Source organism: Micromonospora humida (assembly GCF_016901255.1).
In the GTDB taxonomy this organism is placed as follows: Bacteria; Actinomycetota; Actinomycetes; order Mycobacteriales; family Micromonosporaceae; genus Micromonospora; species Micromonospora wenchangensis.
On the sequence record NZ_JAFEUC010000004.1, the window covers coordinates 365190 to 386416 of the forward strand.

At 72.2% G+C, this 21227-nt stretch carries 18 protein-coding genes; 8 read left to right on the top strand and 10 right to left on the bottom strand.

Annotated elements, in window-relative coordinates; all coding sequences use genetic code 11:
• Nucleotide 1 precedes the first annotated feature (1 nt).
• The 7 genes from JQX11_RS11350 to JQX11_RS11380 all read right to left on the bottom strand — a co-directional run bounded on the left by JQX11_RS11350 (nt 2) and on the right by JQX11_RS11380 (nt 7412).
• Entirely contained in the window at nt 2-739 is a 738-nt protein-coding gene (locus tag JQX11_RS11350) for a DUF4142 domain-containing protein (RefSeq protein WP_204924908.1), read from the bottom strand.
• 131 nt (nt 740-870) lie between these two features.
• A complete protein-coding gene (locus JQX11_RS11355; RefSeq protein ID WP_204924909.1) occupies nt 871-2052 on the bottom strand; it encodes an ROK family protein in 1182 nt (393 codons plus the stop codon).
• A 40-nt stretch (nt 2053-2092) separates the two neighbouring features.
• Nucleotides 2093-3352: a sugar ABC transporter permease gene (locus tag JQX11_RS11360; RefSeq protein ID WP_204924910.1), complete on the bottom strand. Its 1260-nt coding sequence runs from the start codon at nt 3350-3352 to the stop codon at nt 2093-2095.
• The gene (locus JQX11_RS11365; protein ID WP_204924911.1) at nt 3349-4173 is read right to left on the bottom strand and encodes an ATP-binding cassette domain-containing protein; all 825 of its coding nucleotides are present in this window, start codon (nt 4171-4173) and stop codon (nt 3349-3351) included. Before JQX11_RS11365 ends, JQX11_RS11360 begins: the two co-directional genes overlap by 4 nt.
• A 118-nt stretch (nt 4174-4291) precedes the next feature.
• On the bottom strand, nt 4292-5392 hold the full coding sequence (locus JQX11_RS11370) for a sugar ABC transporter substrate-binding protein (RefSeq protein WP_204924912.1): 1101 nt from the start codon (nt 5390-5392) through the stop codon (nt 4292-4294).
• A gap of 210 nt (nt 5393-5602) precedes the next feature.
• Nucleotides 5603-6082 carry a Cys-tRNA(Pro) deacylase gene (gene ybaK, locus JQX11_RS11375; protein WP_204924913.1) on the bottom strand — a complete coding sequence of 160 codons (480 nt, stop codon included), beginning with the start codon at nt 6080-6082 and terminating at the stop codon, nt 5603-5605.
• Nucleotides 6083-6092: 10 nt separating this feature from the next.
• Nucleotides 6093-7412, bottom strand: a complete 1320-nt coding sequence (locus JQX11_RS11380) for a THUMP-like domain-containing protein (protein WP_204924914.1) — start codon at nt 7410-7412, stop codon at nt 6093-6095.
• Between the two features lie 345 nt (nt 7413-7757).
• Here JQX11_RS11380 and groES point away from each other — a divergent pair, with 345 nt between their 5' ends.
• The 4 genes from groES to JQX11_RS11400 all read left to right on the top strand — a co-directional run bounded on the left by groES (nt 7758) and on the right by JQX11_RS11400 (nt 13305).
• Nucleotides 7758-8066, top strand: coding sequence for a co-chaperone GroES (gene groES / locus JQX11_RS11385; protein WP_504739411.1), 309 nt, complete (start codon nt 7758-7760; stop codon nt 8064-8066).
• Between the two features lie 72 nt (nt 8067-8138).
• Complete coding sequence (gene groL, locus JQX11_RS11390; RefSeq protein WP_204924916.1) at nt 8139-9785, top strand: chaperonin GroEL; 1647 nt, start codon at nt 8139-8141, stop codon at nt 9783-9785.
• Nucleotides 9786-9914: 129 nt separating this feature from the next.
• Complete coding sequence (locus JQX11_RS33570) at nt 9915-11675, top strand: molybdopterin-dependent oxidoreductase (protein WP_204924917.1); 1761 nt, start codon at nt 9915-9917, stop codon at nt 11673-11675.
• Between the two features lie 181 nt (nt 11676-11856).
• On the top strand, nt 11857-13305 hold the full coding sequence (locus JQX11_RS11400; protein WP_204924918.1) for a non-reducing end alpha-L-arabinofuranosidase family hydrolase: 1449 nt from the start codon (nt 11857-11859) through the stop codon (nt 13303-13305).
• Between the two features lie 240 nt (nt 13306-13545).
• Here JQX11_RS11400 and JQX11_RS11405 read toward each other — a convergent pair whose 3' ends face one another.
• Nucleotides 13546-13929 (bottom strand): WhiB family transcriptional regulator, encoded by a 384-nt coding sequence (locus JQX11_RS11405; RefSeq protein WP_088645816.1) that lies wholly within the window; start codon nt 13927-13929, stop codon nt 13546-13548.
• Nucleotides 13930-14186: 257 nt separating this feature from the next.
• Here JQX11_RS11405 and JQX11_RS11410 point away from each other — a divergent pair, with 257 nt between their 5' ends.
• On the top strand, nt 14187-15005 hold the full coding sequence (locus tag JQX11_RS11410) for a helix-turn-helix transcriptional regulator (RefSeq protein WP_204924919.1): 819 nt from the start codon (nt 14187-14189) through the stop codon (nt 15003-15005).
• 42 nt (nt 15006-15047) lie between these two features.
• Here the strand turns inward: JQX11_RS11410 and JQX11_RS11415 are convergent, their stop codons facing one another.
• The gene (locus JQX11_RS11415) at nt 15048-15458 is read right to left on the bottom strand and encodes a DUF5319 domain-containing protein (RefSeq protein ID WP_088645783.1); all 411 of its coding nucleotides are present in this window, start codon (nt 15456-15458) and stop codon (nt 15048-15050) included.
• Nucleotides 15459-15654: 196 nt separating this feature from the next.
• Between JQX11_RS11415 and guaB the strand changes: the two genes are divergently transcribed.
• From guaB to JQX11_RS11430, 3 genes are all read left to right on the top strand, one after another.
• Complete coding sequence (gene guaB, locus JQX11_RS11420) at nt 15655-17235, top strand: IMP dehydrogenase (RefSeq protein WP_204924920.1); 1581 nt, start codon at nt 15655-15657, stop codon at nt 17233-17235.
• A 30-nt stretch (nt 17236-17265) separates the two neighbouring features.
• Nucleotides 17266-18384: a GuaB3 family IMP dehydrogenase-related protein gene (locus tag JQX11_RS11425; protein ID WP_204924921.1), complete on the top strand. Its 1119-nt coding sequence runs from the start codon at nt 17266-17268 to the stop codon at nt 18382-18384.
• Between the two features lie 148 nt (nt 18385-18532).
• Nucleotides 18533-19984: a M1 family metallopeptidase gene (locus tag JQX11_RS11430; RefSeq protein ID WP_204924922.1), complete on the top strand. Its 1452-nt coding sequence runs from the start codon at nt 18533-18535 to the stop codon at nt 19982-19984.
• 16 nt (nt 19985-20000) lie between these two features.
• On the opposite strand, the gene JQX11_RS11435 is transcribed toward JQX11_RS11430, so the two are convergent.
• Nucleotides 20001-21125 (bottom strand): LCP family protein, encoded by a 1125-nt coding sequence (locus tag JQX11_RS11435; RefSeq protein WP_204924923.1) that lies wholly within the window; start codon nt 21123-21125, stop codon nt 20001-20003.
• Between the last annotated feature and the right edge of the window lie 102 nt (nt 21126-21227).

Genomic DNA, 21227 nt, shown 5'->3' on the forward strand with positions numbered 1-21227 from the left:
GTCAACTGCGGCGCGTGATCCGCCAGGTGGCGTAGCCGCCCGCGCCGAGCGCGAGCAGGAAGACCGCCCAGACGACCGTGGTGCTGATCGCGACCGACGGGCCGGCGGCACCGGCCTGGGCGGCGGCGACCAGCGAGTCGTTCTGCGCGGCCGGGATCGCGGCCGGCGGCATCTGCTGCCAGCGGACCAGTCCGGTGCTCTCCAGCATGGCCATGTGGTCGTTGACGAACTTGTTGGCCTCGTCGGCGAGCTTGCGGACGGTGTTGTCCCGGGTGCTGGCCCGGACCGCGCCGATCACCGGGAAGATCTTGCCGTGGGCCACCCGGAGCCGGGTCACGAAGATCTGGTCGAACTGAGCACCGGAGGCGTTCTGCATCTCGGTCAGCCACCCCTTCTGCTCGGTGGTGGGATCGCTCGGCAGCGTCGCGCCCAGCTTGTTGGCGGCCTGCACCACCAGCTCGTCGAGGACGCCGTGCTGCCGGGCGATCTCCGCGCCGACCTCCCGCACCCGCGCGGACTGGCCCTTCTCGGCGGCCATCGTGCCGGCCGGCATCTCCCAGAGCCCGGCCAACCGGACGCCGTTGAGCAGCGTCATGTCGGCGGCGTTCATCTGGTTGCCGGGTGCGGCGACCGCCATGCCGGGTAGCACGACCAGCCCGGCCAGGAAGGTGACGACCAGCACCGCCACCCGGTGGGTCCGGTTCCCTCGCCGACGACGTACGGAATCCAGCGGTGCCATGCTGCGGTGCCTCCTCGATCCGGGCCGACCTGTCCTGCCGGGCAGCGACCCGCCGGCTGCCCGTCCGTCCACTGGTACGGACTGTCGGGCCGATCAGTTCACCCGGCGGGGCACGAGTCGGGAGGTTCCGTTCAGGCGGCGTCGAGCGGGTCGGCGAGGAGCCGTTCGAAGGCCAGCTCGGCCGCACCGACCAGGGCCGCGTCGTCGCCGAGTTTCGGGGTCCGCAGCCGGACGTGTTCCAGGCAGGCGGGCAGCCCGGTCTCGTTGAGCCGGCTGCGGACCTGGGCGGCGGCGGCCAGGTAGAGATCCCGCATCGTGCCGCCGAAGATGACCATCTCCGGGTTGAAGATGTTGACCAGGTTCGCCACCCCGAAGCCGAGCCAGTCCCCGGCGTGCCGGACGGCGGTCTGGGCGCGGGCGTCACCCCGGTCGGCGGCGTCGAACACGGCCAGCAGCGCGTCGCGGCCCCGGGCCTCGGAGCGGCCGGCGGCCCGCAGCAGCCCGTACTCGCCGATCTGGGTCTCCCAGCAGCCCCGGGAGCCGCACTCGCAGGGGGTACCGTCGCGCACCACCACCATGTGTCCGACCTCGCCGCCGTAGCCGCCGTGGCCGGTCAGCCGGCGGCCACCGGCGATGATGCCGGCACCGACGCCGACGTCCCCGTACAGGTAGATGACGTTGTCGCAGCCGGCGGCGACGCCCCGGGCGTGCTCGGCGAACGCGGCGACGTCGGCCACGTTGCCCACCGTGACCGGCAGCTCGACGCCGAGTTCGACGGCGAGGGCGGCCCCGATCGGCTCGTCCACCCAGCCGGTGGTGGGGCCGAGCCGGACCAGCCCGTCGGCCCTGCGGACCATGCCGCAGACGGCGACGCCGGCACCGACGCAGATCGACTCCGGGGGTACCCGCTCCCGCATCTGCTTGAGGGCGCCGGCCAGCATCGGGACGGTCTCCCCGGCGTCCAGGTCACGCGGCCGGTCCAGGTCCCGGCGGTCGAGCACCTCGCCGCCGAGCCCGACCCGCGCGGCCCGCAGCCGGTCCACCTCGATCGAGTACGCGTACGCGTAGACCCGGTCGGACTCGGGCCGGACGACCAGTGATGGTCGTCCGGCCCGGCCCGTCTCCTTCGGTGTGCCCTCGCTGACCAGTCCGGCCCCGGCGAGGTCGGCGGTGAGTGCGCCGATGGTGCTGCGGTTGAGCCCGAGGGCGGTGGTGAGTTCCGCGCGGGAGGTGGCGCCGTGCACGTGGACGTGCCGGAGCAGCGCCCCGAGGTTCTGCCGTCGGATCTCGTCCTGGCTCGGTCCTACCCGCATCGTCGCTGGCACCCCACGTTCCGCCGCTGGAGTACGCGGATCAGCGCGTTCCGGAGGCGGCGGCGCGACGGCGCGACAGCGCGTCCACGCTGGCCGCGAGGAGCAGCACCACACCGGTGACGACGTACTTCACCCCGGCGCTGTAGCCCATCAGGCCCATGCCGTTGTCGATGACGGCGACCACCGCGCCACCGAGCACCGCGTCGAGGACCCGGCCCTTGCCGCCGAAGAGGCTGGTGCCGCCGATCACCGCCGCGCCGACGGCGTAGAGCAGCACGTTGCTGCCGCCGGTGTTCGGGTCGACCGAGTTGGCCCGGCTGGCCGCGACGATGCCGCCGACCGCCGCCATGGACGAGCAGATCACGAAGACCGAGATCCGGATCCGGTCGACGTTGATGCCGGCCCGACGGGCGGCCTCCTTGTTGCCGCCGACGGCGTAGACGTGCCGGCCGTAGCTGGTGCGCTGGAGCACGAAGGTCCAGACGATCAGCAGCACCGCGATGACCGGCACCACGATCGGCACGCCCTTGAGCGAGTTGATCAGGACGTTGCGGCTGCGCTCCTGGTTGAGGATGTAGACCGCGATTCCGAGGATCAGGGTCAGACCGCCGATGCGGGCGAGCACCACCGCCATCGGGTCGGTGGTCAGCCCCCGGGACAGCCGCTTGCGATGCCGCAGCAGTTGCACGGCGGCGTACCCGCCGATGGCGACGGCGGCCAGCCCCCAGCCGACGGCCGGGGGCAGGTTGCGGTTGGCGATCGCCACCAGCACCTCGTCGTTGACCGAGATGTTGGCGCCACCGCTGATCAGCATCAGCACGATGCCCTGGAAGGCGAGGAAGCCGGCCAGGGTGACCACGAACGACGGAATACCGATCTTGGCGACCAGGAAGCCGAGCACGGTGCCGATGACCACGCCGGTGATGATCGCCGCGAGCACGGCCACGTACCAGGGGTAGCCGGCCTTGGTGGCGACGTTGGCCAGGATGGCCGCGCACACCCCGCTGGCGAAGCCGGCGGAGAGGTCGATCTCGCCGAGCAGCAGGACGAAGACCAGCCCCATGGCGATCAGGGTGACCGCCGCGCCCTGGGTGAACAGGTTGGCGAAGTTGCCGGCGGTGAGGAACGACGGCCGCATGATCGAGAAGACGGTGCAGAGCACGATCAGCCCGAGTACGGCGGGCAGCGCGCCGATGTCGCCGCCGCGGACCCGGCTCCAGTAGCCGCGCAGGTGGCTGCCGACGGTCGGCGGCGGCGTGACCGCCGCCGGGCCTTCCTTGCGCACGGCGGTGGTGGTCATCGAACGCCTCCTGGAGTGGTGTCGGCGGGCCCCGCGCCGGTGCCGTTGCCGGCGGTGACCGGTTCGCCGGTGAGACCGAGGTTGCCGGAACGGCCGGCGGTGATCAACTCGACGACCTGCGAGTGGGTGATGTCGGTGGTCTTCACCTGGGCGACCATCTGGCCGAGGTAGAGCGCGGCGATCCGGTCGGAGACCGCGAAGACGTCGTTCATGTTGTGCGAGATCAGCACCACGGCCAGGCCCTTGTCGGCCAGCCGGCGGACCAGTTCGAGGACCTGGGCGGTCTGTGCCACGCCCAGCGCGGCGGTCGGCTCGTCGAGGATGACCAGCTTGCTGTTCCAGAGCACCGCCTTGGCGATGGCGACGGTCTGCCGCTGCCCGCCGGAGAGGCTGGAGACGTGCTGGCGCAGCGACTTCACCGTCCGTACGGAGAGCCCGGCGAGGGTCTCCGCCGCCATCTGCTCCATGATCGGCTCGTCGAGCACCAGCCCGCTGTGCTTCTCCCGGCCGAGGAACATGTTCTGCACGATGTCGAGGTTGTCGCAGAGCGCGAGGTCCTGGTAGACGACCTCGATGCCCAGGTTGGCGGCGTCCCGGGGGCTGGTGATGGTCACCGGTCGGCCGTCGAAGAGGAACTCGCCGGCGTCGGCCGGGTAGATGCCGCTGATGCACTTGACCAGGGTGGACTTGCCGGCGCCGTTGTCGCCGACCAGTGCGGTCACCTCTCCGGCGTGGGCGGCGAGGGCGACGTCGCGCAGGACCTGGACGGGACCGAAGCTCTTGTCGATCCCGCGCAGTTCCAGCAGGGGGGTCGCGGACACGGGGGTCTCCTTCGGACGGAGGGAAGATCTCGGAGCCCGTCCGGCGGCGAGCGCCGCCCGGCACGAGGTTCCGTGCCGGGCGGCGTCGCGTCGGCGGGGTACGACGCTCGTCGTACGGTCAGCTGATGCCGTTGGCGGTGCAGAGCGCGGCGTACGCGCCGGTGCAGAGCTTCGCCTTGTCGACGTAGCCGTCGGCCACGACGTCCTTGACGGTCGCCTTGTCGATCGCCTTCGGCTCCAGCAGCACGGACGGGACGTCCCGGCCGCTCTCCGGGTCCTTGACCGTCTGCCCGGTCTCCTTGCGCTCGCCCTTGGCCACGGCGATGGCCAGCTCGGCGGCCGCGTCGGCCTCCTTCTTGACGGCCTTGTAGACGGTCATGCACTGGTCACCGGCGAGGATGTTCTGCAGGCCGGTCACGTCGGCGTCCTGGCCGGTCACCGGGACCTTGCCGTTGAGCTTGTTCTTCTTCAGCACCGAGACGGCCGCGTTGCCGAGACCGTCGTTGGCGGAGAGCACACCGTCGATCTTGCCGCCGGTCTGGGTGAGCATCTGCTCGAAGATCGTGGCGGCCTGCGCCGGGTCCCAGTCCGGCACCGACTGGTCTGGGCCCTTGGTGTATTCCTTCGACTCGAACTTCGGCTTGAGCACCGAGTCGTAGCCGTTCTTGAACAGGGTGGCGTTGTTGTCGGTCGGCGAGCCGTTGAGGTAGGCGACCGTCGGGTTCTTGACGCCCTTCTCGGTCAGGCACTTGACCAGGCCCTCGCCCTGGAGCTTGCCGACGGCCTCGTTGTCGAAGCTGACGTAGTACTGCGCGGACCCGCCCAGGGTGAGCCGGTCGTAGTCGATCGTGGCGACACCCTGCGACTTCGCCTTGTCCAGCACGGCCTTGCCGGTGCCGGAGTCCAGGTTGACGATCATCAGGGTGGTGACCCCGCTGGTGATCATCTGGTCGGCGATGGTCTGGAAGGCGTTCTTGTCGTTCTGCGCGTTCTGGATGTCCGACTCGACACCGGCGGCGTCGAAGGCGGCCTTGAGGAACCTGCGGTCGGCGGTCTCCCAGCGGGCGGAGGACTTGCTGTCCGGCAGGATCACGCCGATCTTCGGCTTCTTGGCGGTGTCGCCGCCGGCCTCGTTGCTGCTGGAGTCGTCGCCGCAGGCGGCCATGCTGCCGGTGGCCAGCAGGCCCACGGCGGCGAAGGTGAGGAAGCCCTTGCGCATCTGCACGGGTCCTTTCGAGGGTGGGGGAGGAGTGGTCGGTGTTTTGTTGTGTCCGGCAACGTATTCCCGGCCGCGAGTCGGGCGCAAGACTGCCGAGGTCAGAAGTTTGTTGGCGGCGGTAACAATTCAGCAACGCGGTTGTCACCCCCGGGACACCCGCCCCGCAATCACGCTGCGTGTCCGGTCTGCAACCGGTCACCCGGGGTCGTCTCAGCCGGCGGCGATCCGCACGGTGCGGGCGTCGGTGAGGGCCACCAGGTCCGCCGGGGCGAGCTGGAGCTGCAACCCCCGCCGGCCGGCCGACACGTAGACGGTGTCGTGGTCCAGGGCGGAGACGTCGACCACCGTCGGTAACCGTCGCCGCTGGCCCAGCGGGCTGATCCCGCCCCGCACGTAACCGGTGCTCCGCTCGGCGGCGGCCCGGTCGGCCAGCGCGGCCCGCTTGCCGCCCAGCGCCGCGGCCAGCGCCTTGAGGCTCAGCTCGCCGGTGACCGGGACGACCGCCACCGCCAGTGCCCCGTCGACCTCGGCGACGAGCGTCTTGAACACCCGCTCCGGTGGCACGCCGAGCGCCGCCGCGACCAGCGCGCCGTAGTTCGGCGCGTCCGGCGCGACGTCGTACGGGTGGGTGCGGTGGGCGATCTTCCGCTTGGTCAGCAGCGCCGTCGCCGCGGTGGCCTGTCCCGCCATGCCGGACACGCTAGCCCGGCGGGCCCCCGTCCGCGACCGGTCGGCCGACCAGCACCGTCGGCGCCCCGGCCACCCGGGTCAGCACCAGGCTGGCCGGATTCTCCCCGGCCAGTCGCAGGTCCCGGCGTAGCTGCTCGGGCGACAACGCCGAGCCCCGCTTGAGGATCTCCACCCGGCCGACCCGGCGCTCCCGCAGCAGTGCGCGCAGCCGCTTCAGCGAGAACGGCAGCACGTCGACGATCTCCAGGCACCTGCCGAACGGGGTCGGGCGTGGGACGTCCGCGTAGAGGTAGGCGATGCTCGGGTCGGCGAGCGTCGCGTCGAGGGTGTCGGCCAGTTCGGCGACCAGGTGCGCCCGGACCACCGCCGGGTCCGGGTCGTACAGGTAGCGCCGTACCGGCCCGACTCCCGCCTCGACGTCACCCGTGCCGGTCAGTTGGTGGCTCCGCTCCGGCAGGTCACCGGGGACGGCCGGCTGGTGGCCGTCGGTCGCCCCGGCACCGGGACCGGTGGGCCGGTCCCCGGGGGTCGCCTGGCCGCCCGCCGGCCGCTGCCGGTCGGCGGGCCCCGCCCGCAGCACGGTCGCCCGGCGGGGCACCCCGGCGAGCGGGCCGCCCCACAGGGCCGCCTCGACCAGGTCGCCGTCGACGCTGACCCACTCCGCCTCGGCGTCGGCCGGGATCCGGGCGTGGTCGATGCCGGGGGCCACCTTCACCACCGTGTGCGGCACCCGCGCGGCCAGCCCGGTGACGAAGTCCCACGGCGGCGAGTAGGCGTCCGGGTCGAAGATCCGCCGTCCGGTGCCGGCCCGCCGTCGGGCCGGATCGCAGAAGACCGCGTCGACCCGGGTCACGTCGAACGCCGTCGCGTCGCCGCACTCCACGGTGAACCGGTCGGCCAGCCCGACGGCCTCGGCGTTCGCGGCGGCCAGCGCGGCGGTGACCGGGTCGGCCTCCACCCCGTACACCCGGATGCCGGCGCGGGCGGCGGCGAGCGCGTCGGCACCGAGGCCGCAACCCAGGTCAGCGAGGGTGCGCACCCCGGCGGCGGCGAGCCGGGCGGCCCGCCGGTCGGCGACCACCCGGCGGGTGGCCTGCTCCAGGCCGGGTCGGGTGAGGAACATCCCGGCCGCCTCCGGGCCGAACTTGCCGACCGCGCGGCGGCGCAGCTCGGCCTGGGTCAGGGCGGCGGCGGCCAGCCCGGCCGGCACCCCGCGCGAGCGCAGCGCCGCGGCCGCGACCAGCGGGTCGCCGCCGGCCACCCCGGTCGCCGCGGCGAGCGCGGCCGACCCCTCGGCGGTACGCAGCGCGGCGAACTGGTCGAGATCCACCCGCCCATTGTCCGGCTCGGCCGGGAGATCGACTCAGGCGGGCCGATGTTGCGGTGTCCGAGCGGTGTCGTCACCGCAACATCGTCACCCTTGAGTTGATCATGGCGGGCGGCGACACGAAGGGCGGCAGATTGGCACTCTCCTTGACGGAGTGCTAGCCGAGGAATAACCTGCGATTAGCACTCTCACCCCGAGGGTGCCAGCGTTCGGGCCGTCCGGCCCGGGTGCTGAACGCCAGGCGGACCGGCACCCGCGACGACGGCCCCGCCCGGTGGCATGTGGCAGATTGACGCTGGTCGGACTCTCGGCCGGCAACGAAACCAAGTACCCCAGGAGGGTATGCCCGTGACTACCGCGACCAAGGTTGCGATCAAGCCGCTCGAGGACCGGATCGTGGTCCAGGCGAACGAGGCTGAGACCACCACGGCGTCGGGCATCGTGATCCCCGACACCGCCAAGGAGAAGCCGCAGGAGGGCACCGTCCTCGCCGTCGGCCCCGGCCGGATCGACGACAAGGGCAACCGCGTGCCGCTCGACGTCAACGTCGGCGACACCGTCCTCTACTCGAAGTACGGCGGCACCGAGATCAAGTACGCCGGCGAGGAGTACCTGGTGCTCTCCGCCCGCGACGTTCTCGCGGTCATCGAGAAGTAACCAACCGATTCCCGTGTCGTCGCCCCGGTCCGGCTCGCCGGGCCGGGGCGACGTCGCTTCGAAGGGACATTCATGGCGAAGATCCTGAGCTTCTCGGACGACGCCCGGCACCTGCTGGAGCACGGTGTCAACGCCCTCGCGGACGCGGTCAAGGTCACCCTCGGCCCGCGCGGGCGCAACGTCGTCCTGGACAAGAAATTCGGTGCGCCCACGATCACCAACGATGGTGTGACCATCGCCAAGGAGATCGAGCTCACCAACCCGTACGAGAACCTCGGCGCGCAGTTGGTCAAGGAGGTGGCGACGAAGACCAACGACGTCGCCGGCGACGGGACCACCACCGCGACCGTGCTGGCCCAGGCCATGGTCCGCGAGGGCCTGCGCAACGTGGCCGCCGGGGCCAACCCGACCGGCCTCAAGCGGGGCGTCGACGCGGCGGCCACCAAGGTCTCCGAGTCGCTGCTCGGCCGGGCCGTCGAGGTGGCCGACAAGAAGGCGATCGCGCACGTCGCGACGATCTCGGCGCAGGACGCCACCATCGGTGAGCTGATCGCCGAGGCGATGGAGCGGGTCGGCCGTGACGGTGTCATCACCGTCGAGGAGGGCTCCACCCTCAGCACCGAGCTGGAGGTGACCGAGGGTCTCCAGTTCGACAAGGGCTTCATCTCGCCGAACTTCGTCACCGACTCGGAGTCGCAGGAGTCGGTGCTGGAGGACCCGTACATCCTCATCACCACGCAGAAGATCTCGGCGATCGAAGAGCTGCTGCCGCTGCTGGAGAAGGTTCTCCAGAACAACAAGCCGCTGCTGATCGTCGCCGAGGACGTCGAGGGCCAGGCGCTGTCCACCCTGGTGGTCAACGCGATCCGCAAGACCGTCAAGGTCTGCGCGGTCAAGGCCCCCGGCTTCGGTGACCGCCGCAAGGCGATGCTCCAGGACATGGCGATCCTGACCGGCGCCGAGCTGGTCGCCCCGGAGCTGGGCTACCGGCTCGACCAGGTCGGCCTGGAGGCGCTCGGCACCGCCCGGCGCGTCGTGGTCGACAAGGAGAACACCACGGTCGTCGACGGCGGCGGCAAGTCCGCCGAGGTCGCCGACCGGGTCGCCCAGATCCGCAAGGAGATCGAGGCGTCCGACTCCGACTGGGACCGGGAGAAGCTGGCCGAGCGGCTGGCGAAGCTCTCCGGTGGCATCGCGGTCATCAAGGCGGGCGCGGCGACCGAGGTCGAGATGAAGGAGCGCAAGCACCGCATCGAGGACGCGATCGCCGCCACCAAGGCCGCGGTCGAGGAGGGGACGGTTCCCGGCGGCGGTGCCGCGCTGGCCCAGATCCGCTCGGTGCTCGACGACGACCTCGGCCTGACCGGCGACGAGAAGGTCGGTGTCTCGATCGTGCGCAAGGCGCTGGTCGAGCCGCTGCGCTGGATCGCCCAGAACGCCGGCCACGACGGCTACGTGGTGGTGGAGAAGGTCGCCGGCCAGGACTGGGGCCAGGGCCTCGACGCCGCCCGGGGCGAGTACGTCGACCTGGTCAAGTCCGGCATCATCGACCCGGTGAAGGTGACCCGCAACGCGGTCACCAACGCCGCGTCGATCGCCGGCCTCCTGCTGACCACCGAGAGCCTGGTGGTCGAGAAGCCGGAGCAGCCGGAGCCGGCCGCCGCCGGTGGGCACGGCCACGGCCACGGTCACGGCCACCAGCACGGCCCGGGTTTCTGACCCGGTAGCACGCCAGCTCAGGGCGCACCGTCGTACTTCGGCGGTGCGCCCTGACGCGTACGGTGACCGCTGCTTACGGAACGGTGACGTGGTTGGCGGCCGGCCCGGTCGATCGACGACACTGGCCGGATGAGCACCACCCCCCGTGGCTTCGCCGCGCTGGCCGGGGTCACCGCCGCCGTGGTGGCCATCGGTGTCGCCGAGCCGGTCGCCGTCCTCACCGGTCCCCGCTCCGCCCCGCTGATCGCGGTCGGCGGGGTCGTGGTCGACACGGTCCCCGAGCCGCTCAAGCAGTTCGCCATCGACGTCTTCGGCAGGTACGACAAGATCGCCCTGCTGGTCGGCACGGCGGTGCTGCTGGCGGCGTTCGCCGCCGGGATCGGTGTGCTCGCCGCGCGTCGGCTCGCGGTCGGGCTGGTGGGCATCGCGGCGTTCACCGGTCTCGGTGTCGCCGCCGCGCTCACCCGGGCCGGCGCGGATGCCGCCGATGCGCTCCCCGCCCTGGTCGGCGGGGGGTTGGGCGGGCTGGTGCTCTGGGCCTTCGTGGCCGGTCCCTGGCAGCTCGACCCGTGGCCCTGGCAGCCGCCCACCCCGCTGCCGGCCGCCCACCCCGGGCCGCCCCCGGTGCCCGGGACGTCGCCGGCCGTCGGGTCGCTTCCGGCCGGTGGGCCGCCGGTGGCCGGTCCAGCGGTGGACCGGGGCGACGGTGTGCCGGCTGCCGGGTCGACGGCGGGCGAACGCCGGGGGGCCGACGGGCCGGGTACCCCTGCGGGTCCGGCCGGCGGGTCGCCCGTCGGCAGGGAGCCGTTGGAGTCGACCGACCCGGAGTCCCGGCGGCGGTTCCTGCGTGGTGCGGGTCTGCTCGCGGGCGTGGCGACCGTGGCGGGGCTGGGCGGGCACTGGCTCGCCGGGCGGCGGGGGGTGTCGGCGGCCCGGGAGGCGGTCGCGTTGCCCACCCCGTCGGCGGTGGCGCCGACGGTGCCCGCGGGGGCAGACCTGTCCCTGGCGCAGCTCGCCCCCTACACCACGCCGAACGGCGGCTTCTACCGGATCGACACGGCGCTGGTGGTGCCGCAGGTGGATCCGGAGACCTGGCGGCTGCGCATCCACGGTCGGGTGCGCAACCCGATCGAGTTGACCTTCGCCGAGTTGCTCGCCCGCCCGATGGTGGAGCGGTACGTCACCCTCGCCTGCGTCTCCAACGAGGTGGGTGGGGATCTGATCGGCAACGCCCGGTGGCTGGGCGTACCGATCCGGGAACTGCTCGACGAGGCGGAACCGGAGGAGGGGGCCGACCAGGTGGTCGGCCGCTCGGTCGACGGTTGGACCTGCGGCACCCCGACGGCGGCGCTGCGCGACGGGCGGGACGCCCTGCTGGCGGTGGGGATGAACGGCGAGCCGCTGCCCGTCGAGCACGGCTTCCCGGTGCGGATGGTGGTGCCGGGCCTCTACGGGTACGTGTCGGCCTGCAAGTGGGTGACCGAGCTGGAGCTGACCAGTTTCGCCGACTTCGACGCGTACTGGGTGCCGCGTGGCTGGTCGGCGCAGGGGCCGGTGAAGACGCAGTCGCGGATCGACACCCCCCGCGCGCGTAACCGGCTCACCACGGGCGAGGTGACGGTGGCCGGGGTGGCCTGGGCGCAGCACCGGGGGATCAGCCGGGTCGAGGTACGCGTCGACGGCGGCACGTGGCAGGAGGCGACCCTCGCCCCGACGGTGTCGGTGGACACCTGGGTGCAGTGGTCGTGGCGGTGGGCGGCGACCCCGGGTGAGCACACCCTCCAGGTGCGGGCGACCGACCGGGACGGCGAGACGCAGACCCCGTTGACCGCGCCGGTCGCCCCGGACGGAGCGACCGGGTGGCACAGCGTCACAGTTACCGTGCGCTGATTCCTCATCAGCGTTAAGTCATCAAGATTGATCAATGTGCGGATAGCCGAAAATTCCACAGTGATATCGAGGGTTGAGGCTGTGGGAGCGCTCCCGTAACATACCTGACGCGACTGTTAACGTTAACCTAACAACGGCCACCACCAATGTGCAGGTCGCCATCCCGTCAGGAGGGTGTTTTATGTCCAGATCCAGATCGGCCAATGTCGGCCTGATCTCGGCCGGTGTCGCGTTGCTGGCGTCGGCGTCGGTAGTCACCGCGCTGCCCGCAGGCGCGGCGGCGGCGGGATGCTCGGTGAACTACACCGTCTCCTCGGAGTGGGGCGGTGGCTTCGGGGCCAACGTCGCCATCACCAACCTGGGCGACGCGCTGAGCAGTTGGACGCTGACCTGGTCCTTTGCCTCCGGGCAGTCGGTGACCCAGGCGTGGAACGCGACCGTGACGCAGAGCGGCTCGGCGGTGACCGCCAAGAACGTCAGCTACAACGGCGCGATCCCCACCAACGGCTCGGTGTCGTTCGGCTTCAACGGGGCCTGGACGTCCAGCAACCCCGTCCCGACGAGCTTCGCGCTCAACGGGGTGGCCTGCAACGGTGGCACGACGCCGACCAACCCGCCCACCACGCCGCCGACGACCGCGCCCCCCACCACCCCGCCCCCCACGACCCCGCCGCCGACCACGCCCCCGCCGACCACCCCGCCGCCGACGGGCAACTGCTCCCTGCCGACGTCCTACCGCTGGTCGTCGACCGGTCCGCTGGCGCAGCCGAAGGCCGGCTGGGCGTCACTCAAGGACTTCACCATCGCCCCCTACCAGGGCAAGCAGTTGGTGTACGCCACCACCCACAGCAGCAGCGCCACCGGCGGCTGGGGTTCGATGAACTTCGGCCTGGTCGACAACCTCAACCAGCTCGGCACGGCGCCCCAGAACACCATGAGCCAGAGCACCGTCGCGCCGTCGCTGTTCTACTTCGCGCCGAAGAACATCTGGATCCTCGCCCACCAGTGGGGCCCGACGTCGTTCTCGTACCGCACGTCGACCAACCCGGCCAACGCCAACGGCTGGTCGGCCGCGCAGACCCTGTCGACCGCGAAGATCACCGACTCCGGCACCGGCGTGATCGACCAGACGATCATCGGCGACGACCAGAACATGTACCTGTTCTTCGCCGGTGACAACGGCAAGATCTACCGCCAGATCATGCCGATCGGGAACTTTCCGGGCAGCTTCGGCTCCAGCTACACGACCATCATGAGCGACACCTCGGAGAACATCTTCGAGGCGCCGCAGGTCTACAAGGTCGCGGGCCGCAACCAGTACCTGATGATCATCGAGGCCCGGACCAGCGGCTGGGAGCGCTACTTCCGCTCGTTCACGGCGACCAGCCTGGGCGGCACCTGGACGCCGAACGCGACGACCTACAACAACCCGTTCGCGGGCAAGGCCAACAGCGGTGCCACCTGGACCAACGACATCAGCCACGGCGAGCTGCTGCGCACCAGCGCGGACCAGACCAACACGATCGACCCGTGCAACCTGCAACTGCTCTACCAGGGCCGCGCCACGAACTCGGGTGGTGACTACGGCCTCCTGCCCTACCGGCCGGGTCTGCTGACCCTGCAGCGCTGACGGCGTGACGCAGGTACGACCCCGCTGTTCCTGACTCCCGCGACCGGCGGCGAAAGCCGTACCGGGTGAGCCGCACGACGGCTCGGAGCAGGATCGGGTGGAATGAAGGGGCGGGTCCGGCACAGCCGGGCCCGCCCCGCTTTTCGTACCTGCCGGCCCGGCGTCGGACCACGGGCCGGGAAACGACGAGGCCGCACTCCGATTTCCGGAGCGCGGCCTCGTCGAGGTGTGGCGGGTCGGTCAAGCGATCTTGCGCTGGGCCGGTACGGCGGTCTTGTGCGAAGCGCCGAGCCGGGCCTCCATGCGGGCGATGTCCACCCGGGTCTGCCGGCGGTCGGCCAGGTCCTCCCAGCCGAGGGCGAGCAGCCGCAGCCGCTCGGACTCGCTGAGGCCGCCCCAGACGCCGTACGGCTCCCGCACGGACAGGGCGTGCGCCGCGCACTCGGCCCGCACGGGGCAGGCCTGACAGACGGACTTGGCGCCGGACTCCCGGCGCAGCCGGGACGAACCGCGCTCGCCGTCCGGGTGGAAGAACTGCGCGCTGTCCCGACCCCGACAGGCGCCGAGACGCTGCCAGTCCCACAGATCGACGATGGGTCCGGGCAGTCTACGTACGTTCGACATCAGCACCCCTCCTCCCGCGCGGCACCGCGGAGATCCTCGTTGAACCGGCGTCCGGGCTGTGGTCCGCGCTGGCGTACCCCGTTTCCGGCGTGGAGCCTCGGTACCCGAACCCTCGCCGACTCACACGTGTTGAGATCGAAAACCCGAAGCCTCCTGCGTCATATGACCCAAATGTCGGAAAAGTTCAGAGGATTGCCCGGAACCTCCTCCCCGGTGGACCCCGTCATGGTCTGCTCGTGTCCGGAGAGGAGACCACCGTGCGTACCGTTCTCGTATGCGTTCGGACACCGATCGCCGCGCAGCAGTTGACCAACGCGGCGGCGCGACTCGGCCTGGCCGCGGTCGTCCGGACAGCCGTCTCCGATCCCGAGGTGATGCTGCGGCTCGCCGAGCGCCCGGTCGACGTGGTGCTGGCGGACACGGCGCTCACCCGACCGGACAGCGCCGGCTTCGTGCGCCGGGTGCTCGCCCGCGCCCCGCAGGCCGCGGTGCTGCTGCTCGGCACCGAGGAGTCGGAGGCGGCGGCGGCCACCATCAGCGCCGGGGCCCGGGGCCTGATCCAGGGTGCCGACCACGACCTCACCAGCGCGGTGGCGAAGGCGTTGCTGCTGCTCGCGGCGCCCGGCCGGTCCGCCCGGCACCGGGTCGCCGACCCCGCCCGGGACACCGCCGCAGTCGGCGCGCCCCCGCGACCCGGTCGCCCGCCCGTGCCGGGCTGGTCGCCGCCGCCGGCCGACGGTACGCCCGGCGCGCCGTCGGTGGTGCCCGTGCAACGCGGCGACGACGAGGTCGAGGGGGAGTCGGAGGGCACGCCGGCCGAGCCGGCCCCGGCCACCGGGTTGCCGCGTCCGACCTCCGGCGCCCGCGCCGGCCGGACCTCGGTCGGGCTGACCGAACGCGAACTCCAGGTGCTGCTCGGCATGGCCGAGGGCAAGAGCAACGCGGAGATCGGCCGGGAGTTGTTCGTCTCGGAGGACACGGTCAAGACGCACGCCCGGCGGCTGTTCCGCAAGCTCGGCGCGCGGGACCGGGCGCACGCGGTGGCCGCCGGCTTCCGCGCCGGCCTGGTCGCCTGACCGCCCCCGCCCCGGCGGTGGCGGGTCGGGTTGGCCCGGGGGTCAGTCGTCGGAGTCGGTGTCGTCGCCCGCGGACTCGGTGAGCGTGTCGTGCACCCCGTCGGCGTAGCCCCGGGCGTAGTCCCAGGTGACGTAGTGGTCCGGGTCGGGATCGTAGGCCGGCTCGTGCACCCGGGGCCGACCCGAGCTGAGCAGGTGCCGCAGGTTGCCCCGGAGCAGGTCCCAGTCGAAGTAGTGCGGCTCGCGACAGTCCTCGCACTCGATGACCAGCCCGCGCACCCCGATCGGGGACAGCAGGGCCTGGTAGATCTCCAGGTCGGCGAGGTCTTCCAGCACGTCCTGCCGCTCGACCTCGGTCAGCGGGTCGAGCGGGGCGTCGTCGCCCGGATCGTCCAGCCCCGCAGCCGGATCGGCCGGGTCGCCGTTGAACGGGTCGATGGGCTCGTCGTGCACCCCCTCACCGTAGACCCAACCCTCGCCGCACGCGCCCCCCGGCGGTCGCTGTGGCGTCGCCGACCCCGACCGGTCGCCGGCGAGGGCCGCCCTGCTCAGTGGGTACGATGAGACGACTCGCCGTCACCCCGGCGTGCGCCGGTTGCCGCGCGCGCCGCCTCGCTGAATCCCGTCCGAGCAGCTCAGGGGAGCAATCGTGGAGAATTCGCCCAGCACCGATCTTCCTGCCGGCACCGATCTTCCGGCCGGTGTCGACAGCGGCGAGTGGGGCGGCCACCTGCCGGAGCTGCCCGCCGGGTCGGCGCGGGTGGTGCCGCTCGGCCTGACCTTCGACGACGTGCTGCTCCAGCCCGGCGAGTCGGACGTGGTGCCCAGCCGGGTGAACACCCGCACCCGGCTCACCCGCAACGTCGAGCTGTCCATCCCGCTGCTGTCCAGCGCGATGGACACCGTCACCGAGGCCCGGATGGCGATCGCGATGGCCCGCCAGGGCGGCATCGGCGTGCTGCACCGCAACCTCTCCCTGGAGGACCAGGCGCTCCAGGTCGACCTGGTCAAGCGCTCCGAGTCCGGCATGATCACCAACCCGGTGACGGCCAGCCCCGAGGACACCCTGCGTGAGGTCGACGAGCTGTGCGGCCGGTACCGCATCTCCGGCGTCCCGGTGGTCGACGGCGAGGGCCAGCTCGTGGGCATCGTCACCAACCGGGACATGCGGTTCGTCTCCGACCCGGCCACCCCGGTCCACGCGATCATGACCCGGACGCCGCTGGTCACCGCCCCGGTGGGGGTGAGCAAGGACGACGCGCTCTCCCTGCTGCGCCAGCACAAGGTCGAGAAGCTGCCGATCGTGGACGACTCGGGACGGCTGCGCGGCCTGATCACCGTCAAGGACTTCACCAAGAGCGAGCAGTACCCGGACGCCACCAAGGACGACGCCGGCCGGTTGCGGGTCGCCGCCGCCATCGGCGTCGGCGAGGACGCCTACAAGCGGGCCCGGACCCTGGTCGACGCGGGTGTCGACGTGCTGATCGTGGACACCGCGCACGGCCACCAGCGGGCCGTGCTGGACATGGTCCGCCGGCTCAAGGCCGACGTGACGATCGACATCGTGGGCGGCAACGTGGCCACCTATGCCGGGGCGAAGGCCCTGGTCGACGCCGGTGCCGACGGCGTCAAGGTGGGGGTCGGCCCGGGTGCCATCTGCACCACCCGGATCGTCGCCGGGGTCGGCGTGCCGCAGGTGACCGCGATCATGGAGGCGGCCCGCGCGGCCCGTCCGGCAGGCGTCCCGGTGATCGGCGACGGCGGCATCCAGTATTCCGGTGACATCGCCAAGGCCCTGGTGGCCGGTGCCGACACGGTGATGCTCGGCAGTCTGCTGGCCGGCTGCGAGGAGAGCCCCGGCGAGCTGATCTTCGTCAACGGCAAGCAGTTCAAGGCGTACCGGGGGATGGGCTCGCTGGGCGCGATGCAGTCCCGGGGCCAGGCCAAGTCGTACAGCAAGGACCGCTACTTCCAGCAGGACGTGCTCAGCGACGACAAGCTGGTGCCGGAGGGCGTGGAGGGCCAGGTGCCCTACCGGGGGCCGCTGTCCCGGGTGGCCCACCAGCTGGTCGGCGGGCTGCGGCTGGCGATGGGGTACGCCGGCGCGGAGAACATTCCCGACCTGCACCACCGGGGCCAGCTCATCCGGATCACGGCGGCCGGGCTCAAGGAGAGCCACCCGCACGACATCCAGATGACCGTCGAGGCCCCCAACTACCACACCCGCTGACCCACCACCCCAAACCACCTGGAGTCCCTCATGCGTGACGTGGTCGAGATCGGGCTGGGCAAGACCGCGCAGCGCGGCTACCACCTGGACGACATCGCCATCGTGCCCAGCCGGCGGACCAGGGACGTCGACGACGTCTCCACCGGCTGGCAGCTCGACGCCTACCAGTTCGACATCCCCTGCGTCGCCCACCCGTCGGACGCCACCATGAGCCCCGCCTCGGCCGTCCGGCTCGGGCAGCTCGGCGGCCTGGGCGTGCTCAACGTCGAGGGCCTCTGGACCCGCTACGAGAACCCGACCAAGGTGCTGGAGGAATTGGCCGGGCTGGGCGAGGACGCCCGCGCGACCAAGCGGCTCCAGGAGGTCTACGCCGAGCCGATCCGCCCCGACCTGATCGCCGAGCGGGTCCGCGAGCTGCGGGCCGGCGGCAGCACGGTGGCCGTGCGGGTGTCCCCGCAGCACACCCTCGCGCTGGCCCCGGTGATCCTCGACGCGGGCGTCGACATCCTGGTCATCCAGGGCACCATCGTCTCGGCCGAGCACGTCTCGACCACCGACGAGCCGCTGAACCTCAAGGAGTTCATCGCCGACCTCGACCTGCCGGTGGTCGTCGGCGGCTGCACCGACTACAAGACGGCGCTGCACCTGATGCGTACCGGCGCGGCCGGGGTGATCGTCGGCATCGGCGGTGACGACTGGTCGACCAGCGAGTCGGTGCTCGGCATCCGGGTGCCGATGGCCACCGCGATCGCCGACGCCGCCGCGGCCCGCCGCGACTACCTCGACGAGACCGGTGGACGCTACGTGCACCTCATCGCCGACGGCGACATCCAGACCTCCGGTGACATCGCCAAGGCGCTCGGCTGCGGCGCGGACGCGGTGATGCTCGGCGAGCCGCTGTCGCTGTGCGAGGAGGCCCCGGCCGGCGGCGCCTGGTGGCACTCGGCGGCCAGCCACCCGTCCCTGCCGCGTGGGGCGTTCGAGGTGGCCGGCGAACCGCTCGGGGAGATGGAGCGGCTGCTCTTCGGCCCCGCCGACGAGCCGGACGGCCAGCTCAACCTGTTCGGTGGGCTGCGTCGCGCGATGGCCAAGTGCGGCTACCGCGACCTGAAGGAGTTCCAGCGGGTCGGGCTGGTCCTCGACCGCTGACGCGGGTCCGTCGCGGCCGGTCGGCTCCACCATGGGGCCGGCCGGCCGTACCGTCGCCCCGATCGTCGTGCGGCGTTGCAGGCACCCGGGGCCGGCCGGATCGGTAGGCTGCGCGGACGGCGGCGGCGAACGGGGGACGAAGGTGGCCATGAGCCGGAACCGGCGCGGGCTCGCGCTGCTCGTCACCGTGGCGCTCGCCCTGGCCGGCTGCACCGCCGACCCGGAACCCCGGCGGGAATCCCGGTCGACTCCGACGCCTGAGGCGACCCCGGGGGTGACCCCCGGCCCGGCCGGCGTCGGCGACCCGTACTTCCCGACCGCCGGCAACAGCGGGTACGACGTCGAGCGGTACACCCTCAAGGTCCGCTACGACCCGACCAGCGACGAGCTGCGCGGCGACGCCACCGTCCGGGCCACCGCCGACACCGATCTGCCGCTGTTCCACCTCGACCTGGCCGGGCTGACGGTGCGCCGGGTGACCGTGGACGGCACCCCGGCCCGGCACACCCGCGAGGGCACCGAGCTGGTGGTCACCCCGGCCGCGCCGGTCCGCGCCGGGACGGCCTTCACCGTCCAGGTCGGGTACGACGGCCGGCCGGAGCCGCTGCGCAACGAGACGATCGGCGAGGGCGGCTGGCTGCACACCGCCGACGGCGCGGTTGCGCTCGGCCAACCCGAGTCGGCGAGCACCTGGTTCCCGGTCAACGACCACCCCTCCGACAAGGCCGCCTACGACTTCGAGATCACCGTGCCGAAGGGGCTGGTCGTGGTCGCCAACGGCGTGCCGAAGGGGCAGCGCCCGGCGGCCGGCGGCTTCACCACGTGGCGCTGGTCGGAGGCCGCCCCGATGGCCAGCTACCTGAGCACGGTGGTGATCGGGAAATACCGCACCAGCACCGGCGAGCACCGGGGCCGGCCGGTGTTCAGCGCGGTCGCCGCCAGCCTGCCCCGGGGGGCGGCCGACGAGTCGGTCGCCCGCACCGTGGCGGTCGCCGACTACCTGGAGAGCGTCTTCGGGCCGTACCCGTTCGCGGCGTACGGCGGGGTGGTGGTCGACGAGCCCCGGATCAGGTACGCGTTGGAGACGCAGAGCCGGCCGGTCTACTCGGCCAACTTCTTCCGGGGCGGCGAGAACACCGGGGTGGTCGCGCACGAGCTGGCCCACCAGTGGTTCGGCGACAGCGTGTCGGTGGCCCGCTGGTCGGACATCTGGCTCAACGAGGGGCTGGCCACGTACGCCGAGTGGCTCTGGGCCGAGCACCAGGGCCGGGACACCGCCCAGGCCGCCTTCGAGCAGCGGTACGCGTCCTCCGACGACCAGGTCTGGCGGGTGCCGCCCGGTGCGCCCGGGGTGGCGAACCTGTTCAGCGACTCGGTCTACGAGCGCGGCGGGATGACCGTGCACGCGTTGCGGGTGACGGTCGGCGACGACGCCTTCTTCCGGCTCCTCAAGACCTGGGCGGCCGACAAGCGCAACGGCAACGCCACCACCGCCGAGTTCGTGGCGACCGCCGAGCGGGTCTGCGGGCAGCAGCTCGACGACCTCTTCGCCGCCTGGCTGTACGGCACCGAGCGTCCCGCCCCGCCCACCCGCCGCTGAGCACGTCCCCCGGCGGTCAGTTCTTCACCCGCAGCTCGGGGTGGGCGTCCAGGTACTTCTCGGCGTCACCGGCCTTGAGCGCGGGCAGGAATCCCTTGCCGACGCTGGTGAGTTGCTCGCCCCGGTAGCTGCCGCCCTTGCCCACCCCGTCGCCGGGCAGCCCGACCAGGGTGATCCGGTCGGCGCTCAGCCCGCCGAGGGCGTACGCCAGGTCGACGATGCGCGGGCCGCCCGCGTAGACCAGGGTGTCGCCGAGCGCCGACACCACCTGCTCCACCCGGTCGGGTTGGCGGGCCAGGTTCTCGTTGAGGATCTTGGCGGCCAGCGCCCGGAGGAGCTGCTGCTGGTGGCGCTGCCGGGCGTAGTCGCCGCCGGCGATGTAGCGCTGCCGGGCGTAGTCCAGCGCCTGCCAGCCGTTGAGGTGCCGCTCACCCTTCTCGTAGACCATCTGCGGGCCGGTGTATCCGCCGCCGCCCCGGGCCGGCTCGCGGTATTTGCCGTCCGGCCGGCGGTGCAGCGAGGGGACCCGCTGGTCGACGTAGAGGTCCACCCCGCCGAGGCTGTCGACCAGCCGGTCGAAGCCGTTGAAGGTGACCACCGCACCGGCGTCGAAGCGCAGCCCGGTGTACCCGGCGACCGTGCTGCGCAGCAGCTCGTACCCCTGGGCGGCGCTGGGGTTCTTGGGTTTGCCCGGCACCCGGCTGCCGTAGCTCATCGCGTGGGTGAGTTTCGTCCGGCCGCCCCCGTAGCCCGACTTCGGGAACTTCGGTATGTCGACCACCAGGTCGCGGGGGAGCGAGAAGAGGTACGCCCGGTCCAGCCCGGCCGGCACGTGCAGGATCAGCACCGCGTCGCCGTGCGGTTCCCAGCCGGGCACGCTGACCCGGGTGTCCACCCCGACCAGGAGCAGGTTGAGCGGGCCGGTGATCGAGGCCCCGGGGGGCGGGGTCGGGCTGGGGGTGGGGCTCGGCGTCGGCGTCGGGCCGGTGGTCGTGGCGGCCGGCCCGGCCGTGCGCCGTGGCTCGTCGTCGCGGACCACCCGGGTCACCACCAGGGCGGCCACCCCCATCAGGACGACCACGGCCAGGGCGGCCAGCCCCCACACCCAGCGTGGTCGTCCCGTTCCGGTTTCCTGAGTCATCGCTCGCCACCCCCGTCTGCACAACGCTTCGACCGGCCCTGCGGGTTGCGGTCGGCGACGGTCAGCATGATCGCGCGAAATCCGGCACTGGCGCGATGGCTA